The organism is Priestia sp. YIM B13490 (genome assembly GCF_042787735.1).
In the GTDB taxonomy this organism is placed as follows: Bacteria; Bacillota; Bacilli; order Bacillales; family Bacillaceae_H; genus Priestia; species Priestia megaterium.
The window spans coordinates 85618-99125 of the sequence record NZ_JBHZOT010000005.1; the positions used below are offsets into that span (position 1 = coordinate 85618).

12 protein-coding genes are annotated in these 13508 nt (G+C 40.3%); 11 read left to right on the forward strand and 1 reads right to left on the reverse strand.

Translation table 11 applies throughout. The features are described 5' to 3' along the window. Window positions 1-57: 57 nt before the first annotated feature. Window positions 58-153 (reverse strand): stressosome-associated protein Prli42, encoded by a 96-nt coding sequence (prli42, locus tag ACFX4R_RS16700; protein WP_149917156.1) that lies wholly within the window; start codon window positions 151-153, stop codon window positions 58-60. A 150-nt stretch (window positions 154-303) separates the two neighbouring features. On the opposite strand from prli42, the gene mce reads away from it, so the two are divergent. The 11 genes from mce to ACFX4R_RS16755 all read left to right on the forward strand — a co-directional run bounded on the left by mce (window position 304) and on the right by ACFX4R_RS16755 (window position 13475). Then, window positions 304-729, forward strand: a complete 426-nt coding sequence (gene mce, locus ACFX4R_RS16705; protein ID WP_028411573.1) for a methylmalonyl-CoA epimerase — start codon at window positions 304-306, stop codon at window positions 727-729. After that, window positions 722-2272 (forward strand): acyl-CoA carboxylase subunit beta, encoded by a 1551-nt coding sequence (locus tag ACFX4R_RS16710; protein ID WP_043976280.1) that lies wholly within the window; start codon window positions 722-724, stop codon window positions 2270-2272. The genes mce and ACFX4R_RS16710 overlap by 8 nt, the downstream gene beginning before the upstream one ends. Before the next feature lie 25 nt (window positions 2273-2297). Continuing rightward, complete coding sequence (locus ACFX4R_RS16715) at window positions 2298-3416, forward strand: tripeptidase T (protein WP_377569972.1); 1119 nt, start codon at window positions 2298-2300, stop codon at window positions 3414-3416. Between the two features lie 225 nt (window positions 3417-3641). Continuing rightward, window positions 3642-5003 (forward strand): NAD(P)-dependent oxidoreductase, encoded by a 1362-nt coding sequence (locus ACFX4R_RS16720; protein ID WP_043976281.1) that lies wholly within the window; start codon window positions 3642-3644, stop codon window positions 5001-5003. Between the two features lie 21 nt (window positions 5004-5024). Further along, window positions 5025-6305, forward strand: coding sequence for an NAD-dependent dihydropyrimidine dehydrogenase subunit PreA (preA, locus tag ACFX4R_RS16725; protein ID WP_097824574.1), 1281 nt, complete (start codon window positions 5025-5027; stop codon window positions 6303-6305). 19 nt (window positions 6306-6324) lie between these two features. Continuing rightward, window positions 6325-7743: a dihydropyrimidinase gene (gene hydA / locus ACFX4R_RS16730; RefSeq protein ID WP_165575812.1), complete on the forward strand. Its 1419-nt coding sequence runs from the start codon at window positions 6325-6327 to the stop codon at window positions 7741-7743. A 33-nt stretch (window positions 7744-7776) separates the two neighbouring features. Beyond that, a complete protein-coding gene (locus ACFX4R_RS16735) occupies window positions 7777-7989 on the forward strand; it encodes a hypothetical protein (protein WP_097824572.1) in 213 nt (70 codons plus the stop codon). A 393-nt stretch (window positions 7990-8382) separates the two neighbouring features. Beyond that, window positions 8383-8574, forward strand: a complete 192-nt coding sequence (locus ACFX4R_RS16740) for a hypothetical protein (RefSeq protein WP_013084957.1) — start codon at window positions 8383-8385, stop codon at window positions 8572-8574. 139 nt (window positions 8575-8713) lie between these two features. Then, entirely contained in the window at window positions 8714-10345 is a 1632-nt protein-coding gene (locus tag ACFX4R_RS16745; RefSeq protein ID WP_162214940.1) for a PucR family transcriptional regulator, read from the forward strand. 207 nt (window positions 10346-10552) lie between these two features. After that, a complete protein-coding gene (locus tag ACFX4R_RS16750; protein WP_043976292.1) occupies window positions 10553-12022 on the forward strand; it encodes a CoA-acylating methylmalonate-semialdehyde dehydrogenase in 1470 nt (489 codons plus the stop codon). A 94-nt stretch (window positions 12023-12116) separates the two neighbouring features. Then, window positions 12117-13475, forward strand: coding sequence for an aspartate aminotransferase family protein (locus tag ACFX4R_RS16755; RefSeq protein ID WP_377569976.1), 1359 nt, complete (start codon window positions 12117-12119; stop codon window positions 13473-13475). The last annotated feature ends 33 nt before the right edge of the window (window positions 13476-13508 follow it).

The window sequence follows — 13508 nt, forward strand, 5'->3', positions numbered from 1 at the left end:
TGTTTGCATTGCACAAAGAAGCAGCAGTGCATCTATGTTTTTAGTCATCAGTCTCGATTAAAACCACATGGCAAGTCCCGCTAAAAGCGTAGATATTAACATGACAAGAAGCATTAAAAACACAATGGTTTTTTGGATTTTCTTATTAGACATACAACCAAAGTCCTCCTACACGTTTTTTTCCTATTTTACATGTCTTCCGCTGCTTAGACAAGCAACTTTCTGTAGGTACGCGAGCAGGAGATTTCTTTTGTTTTCAAGAATATGTGTAAATGAAAACGCTTTTTTAAAAGAGGTGAGAAAGTGATAAAAGGAATTGATCACATAGGAATAGCTGTAAAATCAATTGAAGGCAGCCTCCCGTTTTATGAAAAGGTATTAGGACTGTCTCTATTAAAAGTAGAAGAAGTAGAAGAACAAGGCGTAAAAGTTGCTTTTATTCAGTGCGGCAACGTAAAAATTGAATTATTAGAGCCGCTCTTTGAAGACAGTGCGGTCGGCGCGTTTATCAAAAAGAGAGGTGAAGGTCTTCATCATGTTGCTTTAGGTGTGCGCACGATTGAAGAACGGATTAACGAGTTAAAGGAAAAGGGTGTGCAAATGATTGACGATGTTCCGCGCAAAGGCGCAGGGGAAGCATCCATTGCTTTTTTGCATCCAAAGTCAGCAAACGGTGTTCTTTATGAGCTCTGTGAAAAAACACTAGAGGAGGAGAAGAAACATGGTTGACATTTATGATAAATTAAATGAATTGTACGATAAGCGCCGAAAGATCGAGTTAGGCGGCGGAGACGAAAAAATTGAAAAACAGCACCATAAAGGAAAACTAACGGCACGCGAACGAATTGAAATTCTTTTGGATGAACATACATTTGTCGAATTAAATCCGTTTATTGAACATCGGTGTGCAGATTTCAGTATGAATAATCAAGTAGGACCAGGAGACGGGGTAGTAACAGGTTACGGCAAGGTAAACGGTCGCTCAGTCTATTTGTTTTCGCAAGATTTTACAGTATTTGGAGGCGCGTTAGGTGAAATGCATGCTAAAAAAATTGCGCACGTAATGGACTTAGCGGCTAAAACAGGCGTACCGTTTATTGGGTTAAATGATTCAGGCGGGGCTCGTATTCAAGAGGGCGTCATGTCTCTCGATGGATACGGTCATATTTTTTATCGAAATGCCATTTATTCGGGTGTCATGCCTCAAATATCTGTTATTATGGGTCCTTGTGCAGGCGGGGCCGTTTACTCACCGGCGATTACGGACTTTGTTTTTATGGTAGAAGAAACAAGTCAAATGTTCATTACAGGACCAAAAGTAATTGAAACGGTAACGGGAGAAAGCATTTCCTCTGAAAATCTTGGAGGAGCAGCTGTTCATAACGAAATTAGCGGTAATGCCCATTTTAGAGGCGCAACAGAACAAGAGGTGCTAGAACAAGTACGAACGCTCTTAAGCTATCTTCCTCAGTCTAGCCAAGAGCAGCCTCCTTTAGCCTCAAAGGCAGAGTCTGATCATTATCGTCCGGATTTATTAGATGTTGTCCCGTTTGATGCCGTGCGCCCTTACGATGTGCGTCAAGTCATTCACCAAGTAGTGGACGAGCACTCATTTTTTGAAGTGCAAAAAGACTTTGCAAGAAATATTGTCATTGGTTTTGCCCGCATAGATGGAAAAGTTGTCGGACTTGTGTGTAACCAGCCTAAAGTAATGGCAGGCAGTTTAGATATTAACTCCTCAGACAAAGCAGCAAGGTTTATTCGATTTTGCGATTCATTTAATATCCCACTTATTACATTTGAAGATGTTACAGGTTTTTTCCCAGGTATCAAGCAGGAACATGGCGGAATTATACGTCATGGTGCTAAAATTTTATATGCATACTCCGAAGCTACCGTTCCGAAAATCACGGTGATTTTGCGAAAGGCGTACGGCGGTGCATACGTAGCTTTAAATAGTAAATCGATTGGAGCGGACCTTGTGTATTCGTGGCCCAATGCCGAAATCGCTGTTATGGGTCCTCAAGGTGCTGCAAATATTATCTTTGCAAACGACATTCGAGGCAGCGAAAACCCAGATGAAACAAGACATGAAAAAATTGAACAGTATCGCGAGAAATTTGCTAATCCTTACGTAGCGGCAAGCGCTGGAATGGTGGATGATGTTATTGATCCTCGGGAAACGCGAATAAAATTAATACAAGCGCTTGAAATGTTGCACAATAAAAAGGAAGAGCGTCCAGCAAAGAAACATGGTAACATACCATTGTAGGTTATTTTTGGAGGGATTACATATTATGATTAATGAACAACGAATCGTTGATTTATTTATTGAATTAGTACAAGTAGACTCAGAAACAAAGCATGAAGAAAAAATTGCTGTTGTACTAAAAGAAAAATTTACCGCATTAGGCGTCGAAGTAGTAGAAGATAATGCCAAAGAAAAAACGGGCCACGGAGCCAACAACTTAATCTGCACACTGCCAGCTACAAAAGAAGGCGTAGACACAATCTACTTTACTTCTCATATGGATACAGTCGTACCTGGAAACGGTATTAAACCATCTATTGAAGATGGCTATATTAAAAGTGACGGCACGACAATTCTTGGAGCGGATGATAAAGCAGGCTTAGCAGCAATGCTAGAAGCCATCACCGTATTAAAAGAAGAAAACATCGCGCACGGAAAAATTGAATTTATTATTACAGTAGGAGAAGAATCTGGCTTAGTGGGCGCTAAAGCTCTTGATTCTAGCCTCGTAACGGCAAAATTCGGCTATGCTTTAGATAGCGATGGCAAAGTGGGAGACATTATCGTTGCTGCGCCGACGCAAGCGAAAGTAAATGCAACAATTTATGGAAAAACAGCTCATGCAGGTGTAGCTCCTGAACGAGGCGTTTCTGCTATTACGATTGCTTCAAGAGCCATTTCTAAAATGCCACTTGGACGTATTGATAAAGAGACTACAGCGAACATTGGACGTTTTGAAGGTGGAACGCAAACGAATATCGTATGTGACCGCGTCGATATTTTAGCAGAAGCTCGTTCATTAATTCCAGAAAAAATGGAAGCACAAGTAGCGAAAATGAAAGAAGCGTTTGAAACAGCTGCACAAGAAATGGGCGGACGTGCGGAAGTGGATATTAAAGTGATGTATCCAGGCTTTAAATTTGGCGATGGAGATCATGTTGTCGAAGTTGCTAAAAAAGCCGTGGCTAATATCGATCGTCCTTCACGCTTGCTTCAAAGCGGAGGCGGAAGCGATGCAAATGTAATCGCAGGCTTTGATATCCCAACAGTAAATCTAGCAGTTGGTTATGAAGACATTCATACAACAAATGAAAAAATTCCGGTAGAAGAACTGGTGAAGACATCTGAACTAGTAGTGTCGATTATTAAAGAAGTAGCAAAATAATAGTTGCAGCCTTGCTTTTATATAAAAGCAAGGCTTTTTACATAGTGAATAGTAAATAGTCTGAATTTTTTAACATAATGTATAATGAAGAAAAGACGGTCGTTTTGTACAATAAAGTTAGTAATACATTTTACCAAAGTAGAAGTTGAGAATAACGTATATAAAAAATATGTAAGCGCTTTCAATTTTAGTTTTATCAACAGATATCCTTGGGAGGTTGATGCAATGCGATCACAGGAAAGTTTGCAGTCCATCATTCAAAACTTTAATGAAGTAGAAAAAGGGTTGTCAAATAGAGAAGCGGTCGAAGAATCTAATCGATGTTTGTACTGTTATGATGCACCCTGTATTCAGGCATGCCCTACAGGAATTGACATCCCGACGTTTATTAAAAAAATTGCATCGGGCAATTTAAAGGGGTCTGCCGAAACGATTATGTCTTCTAATCCTGTAGGAGCAAGTTGTTCGAGAGTTTGTCCAACCGATGAACTATGTGAAGGAGCGTGTGTGCTTAACCATTCAACCAAACCAATTATGATTGGAGATTTGCAGCGCTACGCAACGGATTGGGCTATTCAAAATGAACAGGTGCTGTTTGAGAAAGGAAGAGCAAACGGCAAAAAGGTAGCAATTGTTGGGGGGGGTCCGGCTGGTCTCTCTGCAGCAAGAGAACTGGCCCGATTTGGGTATGACGTAACCATTTTTGAAGCGGAAAAACAAGCAGGAGGGTTAAATACATATGGAATCGTGTCGTTTCGTCTTCCTCAAGCGATTTCATTCTGGGAAGTTGAACAAGTGAAAAATTTAGATGTGAAAATTAAAACAAACGTAAGAATTGGAGAAGATATTCTTCCAAGCGAATTGCTGCAGTCGTATGACGCGGTTGTATTAGCTATTGGTATGAGCAAGGTGCCTTCTCTACATGTTGAAGGTGAAGAGCTAGACGGTGTGTATGATGCGATTGATTTTGTGAAAAAAACGAAGTCAGAAGCGTTATCGACAGAATTTGTGGGTAAGCGTGTTGCCGTCATTGGTGCGGGAAATACTGCGATTGATGGTGCTACGTGTTCCGTGCGCTTGGGGGCTGAAAATGTTCAAATTTTATACCGTCGTACACGAGAAGAAATGACGGCTTATGATTTTGAATTTGAATTTGCGAAACAAGATGGTGTTGAATTCCGCTGGTTAACGGCTCCTATACGAATTATTGGAGATGAAAATGATAAGGTGAGCGGGATTGAATGTGTAAAAATGACGTTAACAGATCCAGATGCAGACGGCCGAAGAAAGCCTGTTCCTGTTGAAGGTTCAACGTTTACCATTCCAGTCGATGCTGTTGTTAAAGCAATTGGTCAAGAACGGTACCTGTCTTTGATTCAACAATTTCAGCTGCATCATGAAGACGGAGTTGTCTTAATTAATCAAGAGACGTTTCAAACATCCAATCCAAAAGTATTTGCTTGCGGAGACGTTATTTTTGGTAAAGGGCAAGGAGAAGCAATGGTTGTGACCGCTGCTCAGCAAGGAAAACAAACGGCGTTAAATATTCATATGCAGTTAACAAAAGAAACAATGGAAACAGCTTAAAATCAGGAGGAGGAGAAATCTATGGCAGATTTAACAACAAATTTAGCAGGTATTCAATCACCAAATCCGTTTTGGCTGGCATCCGCACCGCCAACCAATTCAGGTTATCAAGTGCAGCGTGCATTTGAAGCAGGATGGGGAGGCGCAGTTTGGAAAACGCTTGGTGATCCGATTTTAAATGTTTCCTCACGATTTGCTGCCGTTGGCTTCAACGGTCAGCGCGTAGCCGGCTTCAATAATATTGAGTTAATCACCGATCGTCCTCTTGAAGTTAATTTGAAGGAAATCTATGAAACGAAAAAGAAGTTTCCTAACCACGCAATTATTGCCTCTCTTATGGTAGAGCCTCAGCAAGAAAAATGGCATGAAATTGTCAAAAAAGTAGAAGACGTAGGAGTGGATGGATTAGAGCTGAACTTTGGGTGTCCGCATGGGATGGCAGAACGAGGGATGGGTGCTGCCTCTGGGCAAGTCCCAGATTTGGTTGAAAAACAAACGTATTGGGCTAAAGAAGTTGCCCAAACGCCGGTCATTGTTAAATTAACCCCAAATATCACAGATATCACCGTTACAGCAGAAGCAGCGGTTCGAGGCGGTGCTGACGCTGTGAGCATGATTAACACTATTAATAGTTTAGCAGGAGTAGACATTCATTCATGGAATACGATTCCACACGTAGCAGGAAAAGGCGCTCACGGAGGTTATTGCGGCCCGGCTGTTAAGCCGATTGCATTAAACATGGTTGCTGAATGTGCGAGAAGTCCGTTTATTAACGTTCCAATATCAGGTATGGGAGGCGTTTCGAACTGGCAAGAAGCCGTCGAATTTATGCTCATGGGTGCTACAGGTGTGCAAGTATGTACAGCTGCTATGCATCACGGGTTCCGCATTGTAGAGGATATGATTCAAGGTCTCAATTATTATTTGGATGAAAGAGGAATCGAAAAAGTAAGTGATATTGTAGGGAAAGCCGTTTCAAAATATTCCGACTGGGGCAACTTAGATCTCAATTATAAAGTAGTGGCTCGCATCGATCCGGAGACGTGTATTAACTGCAATAAATGTCATATTTCTTGTGAAGATACTTCTCACCAATGTATTGATATGCTGAAAGACCCTTCAGGGAAATCTTATTTAAAAGTAAGAGAAGAAGATTGTGTAGGCTGTAATTTATGTTCGATTGTATGTCCGGTGGACGGGGCTATATCCATGGTTGAATTACCGAATGAACAGCCTCCAATGACGTGGAATGAACGCCAAGCTGCTTTACAAGCGACGGCTGCACAGCGATTAGACGTATAAATACAAAGGGGATGAAGAAATGAAGAAAATCGTTAAAAATGGTGTGGTAGTCACAGCAACAGATACGTATAAAGCCGATATTTTAATTGAAAATGGAGTTATTTCGGCAATTGGCTCGGCATTTGAAGAGCAGGGCTGTGAAGTGATTGATGCAAAAGGTAACTATATATTTCCAGGAGGCATCGATCCTCATACTCATTTAGATATGCCGTTTGGAGGCACCGTTACAAAAGATGACTTTGAAACAGGTACAAGAGCAGCAGCTTTTGGAGGCACGACAACTGTTATTGATTTTTGCTTAACCAATAAAGGCGAACCGCTGCAAAAAGCGATCGGCACATGGCATGAAAAATCGACAGGAAAAGCGGCTATCGATTATAGCTTTCATCTAATGATTGGAGAAATCACGGAAGATGTATTAAATGAGCTTCCTACGATTATTGAAAAAGAGGGAATTACTTCTTTTAAAGTGTTCATGGCCTATAAAAATGTTTTTCAAGCAGACGATGCTACCCTTTATCAAACGCTAGTGCAAGCTAAAAAACTAGGGGCGCTTGTGATGGTACATGCTGAAAATGGAGATGTTATTGAGTATTTAACGGCACAAGCACTAGAACAAGGACAAACCGATCCTATCTATCATGCACTGACTCGTCCTCCAGAAATAGAAGGAGAAGCTACGGGAAGAGCCGCGGTGCTAACGGAGCTGGCTGACTCACAGCTCTATGTTGTTCACGTGTCGTGCGCTGAAGCGGTTAAAAAGATTGCTGAAGCAAGGGAAAAAGGCGTAAATATCTGGGGCGAAACGTGTCCGCAATATTTGACGCTTGACCAAACCTATTTAGAAAAACCGAATTTTGAAGGAGCAAAATACGTATGGTCGCCGCCTTTACGTGAAAAATGGAACCAAGATGTTTTGTGGAATGCTCTGCGTAATGGCGACTTGCAAACGATTGGATCAGATCAGTGTTCGTTTGATTTTAACGGTCAAAAAGATCTGGGAAAAGGAGATTTTACGAAAATTCCAAACGGAGGCCCTATTATCGAGGATCGCATGAGTATTTTATTTTCAGAAGGAGTAGTGAAGAAACGAATTAATATCAATCAGTTTGTAGATATAACATCAACAAAAATTGCTAAGCTGTTCGGACTTTACCCGAAAAAAGGAACAATAGCGGTTGGCGCAGACGCGGATCTGCTTATATTTGACCCTTCTGTTGAACGTACGATTTCAGCAAATACGCATCATATGGCAGTCGATTATAGCGCATTTGAGGGAATGAAAGTCACGGGTGAGCCGGTTTCAGTACTTTGCCGCGGGGAATTTATCGTAAAAGATAAGCAATTTGTCGGTCAAAAAGGCTACGGACAATTTACAAAACGAGCAAAGTTTAATGAGTTAAACACGGCTAACGAAGCTGAAAAATTAATGTTATAAAAACAGATGAAGAAATAGATCGGGGGCAGGGAAATGTCAAGTTACCATGAATATATGGCAGAGCGAGAAAAGATTGATTTTTTGCTGCAAAAAGGATTTAAAATAACAGCCGTAATGGAGAATCTAAGCGGGGCATTTGTGACGTTTGAACGCATCGAAAATAACCAAACCGAACAAGAAACCCTTCATATATTGACGGCGGATGCTAGAAAATATTTTTCATCCGTACTGATTCAACAAGTATAAAAACGGAGGCCGGGACAAAATTATTTTAGCTGAAGGAAGATCCGAACGATGAATCGTTCGGATTTTTTTATTGCTAGGGTGAACGTAGGTTTCATGTACGTAGGTGCTTCTAGCTGTTGATTGGAATTTTAATTATGTTTCAATCTCTTTATTTGTTTACTAATCCCTATAAGTTTTTTACTATATTGTCTGACAAAAGTGATCCGTTTTTATGTTTTTTTCGTTTTGGATGTGAAACAAAATAACTAGATATTATCCATTGACTGTATTACAGTTGTTACATTTCGTTTACATCGAAAGAGAAAAGGTTTAGTTATCTAGTAAATTGTAGTAAATATTATAGTAGAACGTTTTCAAACTAAATCTATTAAATACGAAAAGGGTGTGACACGGATGGATCAAGCTATGCAGTGTATGACACAGGAAGAAACAAAAATTATTGATAAATTAAAAATGGAAATGTTAAATGCAGTGTCACTACAAGATTTGCGTTTTTATAAAAAAGAAATTCATCGAATTAAAGAACAAGCGGTTAAACGCCAAGGTTTTTTTAATAAATTACAGCAAACAGCTCAGAAGCTGTAACGATCCATTATCGTTACAGCTTTTTTCGTTTCTTTCATTAAATATTTTATTTCTTCTAAATATTTAATATAATGTAAGAAGATATAGCTTTTGTTCTACACATGTGCGAAATACGCGTTAATGATCCAGGAGACATGATGTGAAATTCGCTAGGGGCGGTGTTGACTTGAAATCATATTTAACAGTAACAGAGATTTTAACAAGGAAACATTTTGTAAACTGTGAAGTAATAGCTGGAGAGAAAGGGCTTACTAATTCTGTTAAGTGGGTGCACGTGATGGAAGTGACGCGCATTAATGAGCTGCTAAAAGGAAACGAGCTCATTTTATCAACAGGGGTAGGCTGGGGAGAAGATTCTCAATCTTGTTTATCATTTCTTCAGCAATTAATTTCTTGCAAGGCATCAGGACTGTGTATTGAACTTGGCACTTATACTTCTAAGATTCCGCAAATTGTAATTGATAAAGCGAACGAATATGATTTTCCGATTATTTTATTTCACGAGGAAGTTCCGTTCGTTGAAATTACGCAAGATGTTCACTCGCTTTTAATTAATCAGCACTATCAAATGATTTCCGATTTAGAACAGTATTCTCATAGGCTAAATCAGCTGCTGTTAACAGTTAATGATCCGGCCCTCATCTTACAGTGTTTATATGAATCTACGGGGCTTCTTGTCGGCCTTAAAGTTTCAAATGAATTGCTTACCTTTGCTCCTGAGATGGACTTGCTCAAACAGCAGCTTCTACTTCATTATATAAGCAGGGAAAATGAAAGTCCGCATTTTACTGAGCAGCCTATTCATTTATTAGGACAAGATTATGCTCAGCTATATGTTGCTTCTATAAATGAAGCGTTAACAGAACTTGAAGTGCTCACCGTTGACCGAACGGCGACTGCACTTGCTCAGCATTTTTTGAAGGACCTATATGTCGAAGAGAAAAAAAGAGTAGATGAAACCGAATGGATGACAAAATGGATGAACGGAGAGTTAACTCTTGAACAAATAAAAGACTCTATGCACGAAGTGTGTTCAGATTCGCCTATTCGCGGAGGTGTCGTTGTTTGCTGTAAGTGGCAAAGGCGGGAGAAGTTTGATCGAACGTATTTTAAGCTGATCTTGCGAAGCATTTTTGAACAAGAAGGCTTTCACTTATTAGTCTCCGAGCGAAATCGCGAAGTATTATTTATTCTTTTGAACAAACGAATGGTTAGCACGTGGAGAGAGAGATTAGAAAACAGCCTTCATCGCTGGATGAATCAATATGAATCGGATGAAAATTCAAAGAGGAACGCCATTAGCTTTATCGGAATTGGCCAATACTGTGAACAGCTTGACTGCATGCATAAAAGCTATGAAACGGCTAAAGAAACAATTTCGATTCAAGAAATGCTGCAAAAACAAACCATTATTCATTTTTATGATGATTTGCATATGTACCGGATTATTTCGCTTTTACATCAGCATGAAGACTTACAGGAAGTGGTGTTTGAATATCTGCAGCCCGTTATTACATATGATGAAACGTATAATGCAAAACTCATGGAAACATTAAAAATTTATTTAGCATGCAACGGATCTAAACAAGAGACGGCTAAGCGTTTATACATTGTCCGGCAAACGCTGTATCACCGTATTGAAAAACTAGAAAAGCTGCTGGGTGAAGACTTTATGGAGCCGGAAAAACGACTGGCAATTGAGTTTATGATTATGGCATATGAATATTTGTTTATGATGAAAAAGTCGCGCGCGGAATTTATAAACGGATAAGTAAGCAGCTGGAAACAGCTGTTTTTTTATGTTGAGGCTGATTTTACTATATGTTCATTTTAGTTCATGCTTTCTCCTAGTTCACTGCGCAAAATGTGAAACGAGAATCTAGAGTTGTTTCACATTTTGTCTAATGCAACCACCATTTATTTATTCAATAATAAAGGTAGATTTGTCATTTCTTATTTTTTGAGGAGGCCAAGCGATATGTCAGTTGTGAATAATGATACGCAAGTTTTAAAAAATTACGTGGGCGGAAAATGGGTTGATACGGCAGGGGGAAAATTTGGAGAGGTAATTAACCCATCGACGGGCGAAGTCATTGCAAAAGTACCGCTTTCTACAAAAGAAGACGTAGCCAATGCGGTGGAAACAGCTCAAAAAACATTTGAAACATGGCGTAACGTTCCTGCTCCAAAACGAGCAAGATTAATGTTTGCGTTTCAGCATTTACTAGTTAAGCATCATGAAGAGTTAGCTAAATTAGTGGTACAAGAAAACGGCAAGGCTTTTAAAGAAGCTTACGGTGAAGTACAGCGCGGTATTGAATGCGTGGAGTTTGCCGCGGGTGCTCCTACTTTATTAATGGGGGAATCATTAAATAACATAGCGGAAGAAATTGATTCTGAGATGTTCCGTTTTCCACTGGGTGTCGTTGGCGGCATCACACCTTTTAACTTTCCGATGATGGTACCGCTTTGGATGTTCCCTCTTGCCATTGTATGTGGAAATGCGTTTGTATTAAAACCGTCTGAGCGAACGCCGCTTTTAGCAACGCGACTTGCTGAACTTTTTACAGAAGCAGGAGCACCGGATGGATTATTAAATATTGTGCACGGGGCACACGACGTTGTGAACGGATTAATAGAGCATGAAAAAGTTAAAGCGATTTCATTCGTCGGATCGCAGCCGGTAGCAAAATATGTTTATGAACAAGCTGCATCTCAAGGGAAACGAGTTCAGGCTTTATCTGGAGCTAAAAATCATCATGTTGTGATGCCAGACTGCGATATGGATAAAGCGGTATCACATATTATCAGCTCCGCTTATGGAAGTGCCGGCCAGCGATGCATGGCGTGCAGCGCCGTGGTCGTGGTTGGTGAAAAAGGCGATGAATTCGTCGCAAAATTAAAGCAAAAAGCAGATGAATTAATTATGGGAAGCGGCTTTGATGATGAAGTGCTTCTAACGCCTGTGATTCGAAAAGAGCACCGTGATAAGGTGCTGGATTATATTGAACTTGGCATGAAAGAAGGAGCGGAACTCATTCGTGACGGACGTAAAGAAATGGATGAACATACGGAAGGCAATTTCTTAGGAGCAACAATTTTTGACCGCGTAACTCCTGATATGACCATTGCTAAAGAAGAGATTTTTGCACCTGTACTAAGCTTGCTTCGTGCTGACACATTAGATGAAGCACTTCGCTATATGGAAAAATCCCGTTTTGGAAATGGAGCAACGATTTATACCAAAGATGCAAAAGCGGTGCGTCAATTTAGAGAAGAAGCAGATGCTGGTATGCTCGGTATTAACGTAGGAGTACCTGCTACAATGGCCTTCTTCCCATTCTCCGGTTGGAAAGACTCTTTTTACGGAGATTTGCATGTCAACGGCAAAGACGGTTTGAACTTCTTTACACGTAAAAAGATGGTTACATCACGCTTTGACTTTTAACATATAGATGAATATAGCAAGTGGCTTCGGCATTTTGTCGAAGTCTTTTCATACAGAAAAAAAATACCGCGCTAGCGATTTGGGAGTGGATAAGATGGTACAGGTCAGTCAAAATGAAAAAGATCTGCGTGCAAAAGATGAGCAGTATGTATGGCATGGAATGAAACCATACAGTCCGGATGCAACGATGGTAGCTACAAAAGCAAAAGGTGCTTGGATTACAGATGAGCAAGGAAATCGCTATTTAGATGCAATGGCAGGGCTTTGGTGTGTAAATACCGGGTATGGACGGGATGAGTTAGCGCTCGCAGCCTATGAGCAGCTAAAAGAACTGGCTTATTTTCCCCTCACTCAATCTCACGTACCTGCTATCAAACTGGCAGAGAAGCTAAATGAAATGCTAGGTGATGACTATGTTATCTTCTTTTCAAACAGCGGATCTGAAGCAAATGAAACGGCTTTTAAAATTGTGCGTCAGTACCATCAGCAAAAAGGAGAGCATTCTCGCTACAAATTTATTTCGCGTTACCGAGGGTATCATGGGAATTCAATGGGCGCACTAGCAGCAACGGGCCAAGCTCAGCGTAAATATAAATATGAACCGCTTGCCCCTGGCTTTATTCACGTTGCTCCGCCTGATTCGTACCGAGGGCAAGATGACTACGATGCACCGAAAGAACAGCTTCAATCTGTAAAAGATATTGACAATGTTATGACGTGGGAGCTAAGTGAAACGATTGCCGCTGTTATTATGGAGCCAATTATTACAGGAGGAGGAATTCTTTTACCGCCTCAAAATTATATGAAAGGCGTAAAAGAAACGTGTGAAAAACACGGTGCACTTTTAATTGCAGATGAAGTTATTTGCGGCTTTGGACGTACAGGAGAAGCCTTTGGTTTTATGAATTACGATGTAAAACCAGATATCATTACCATGGCAAAAGGAATTACAAGCGCATATCTTCCCCTCTCTGCAACTGCTGTTAAAAAAGAAATTTATGAAGCGTTCAAAGATAACGATCAGTACGAGTATTTTCGCCATGTTAATACATTTGGAGGAAGTCCAGCTGCGTGTGCCCTGGCATTAAAGAATTTAGAAATTATGGAGAGAGAAAATCTTTTTGACCGTTCTAAACAGCTTGGAGCTTACGTATTAAGTGAGCTAAAGCCGCTTATCGATAGCCACCCATACGTTGGAGACGTAAGGGGTAAAGGGCTTTTAATTGGAATTGAACTTGTAGCTGATAAACAAACGAAGGCACCGTTAGACGTTAATCTTGTAAATGAAGTGATTGCTAAATGCAAAAGCAAAGGAGTCATTATTGGGAAAAATGGAGCAACGGTGGCCGGCTATAATAATGTTCTCACCCTCTCGCCGCCTCTCAACATTGAGGAAAGTGATATTGAGCTGTTATTAGCTACTATTACGTATGCGCTTGACAGCATCAAATAGGTAAGTTTGCAAAAAGCCTGTATAATATACTTA

Bases quoted from the DNA above. Each gene is read 5' to 3' on its own strand.
- ACFX4R_RS16740 (WP_013084957.1), top strand. From the start codon at position 8,383: ATGGATCAAGCTATGCAGTGTATGACACAGGAAGAAACAAAAATTATT.
- hydA (WP_165575812.1), top strand. From the start codon at position 6,325: ATGAAGAAAATCGTTAAAAATGGTGTGGTAGTCACAGCAACAGATACG.
- ACFX4R_RS16755 (WP_377569976.1), top strand. From the start codon at position 12,117: ATGGTACAGGTCAGTCAAAATGAAAAAGATCTGCGTGCAAAAGATGAG.
- ACFX4R_RS16715 (WP_377569972.1), top strand. From the start codon at position 2,298: ATGATTAATGAACAACGAATCGTTGATTTATTTATTGAATTAGTACAA.
- ACFX4R_RS16720 (WP_043976281.1), top strand. From the start codon at position 3,642: ATGCGATCACAGGAAAGTTTGCAGTCCATCATTCAAAACTTTAATGAA.
- preA (WP_097824574.1), top strand. From the start codon at position 5,025: ATGGCAGATTTAACAACAAATTTAGCAGGTATTCAATCACCAAATCCG.
- ACFX4R_RS16735 (WP_097824572.1), top strand. From the start codon at position 7,777: ATGTCAAGTTACCATGAATATATGGCAGAGCGAGAAAAGATTGATTTT.
- prli42 (WP_149917156.1), bottom strand. From the start codon at position 153: ATGTCTAATAAGAAAATCCAAAAAACCATTGTGTTTTTAATGCTTCTT.
- ACFX4R_RS16710 (WP_043976280.1), top strand. From the start codon at position 722: ATGGTTGACATTTATGATAAATTAAATGAATTGTACGATAAGCGCCGA.
- ACFX4R_RS16750 (WP_043976292.1), top strand. From the start codon at position 10,553: ATGTCAGTTGTGAATAATGATACGCAAGTTTTAAAAAATTACGTGGGC.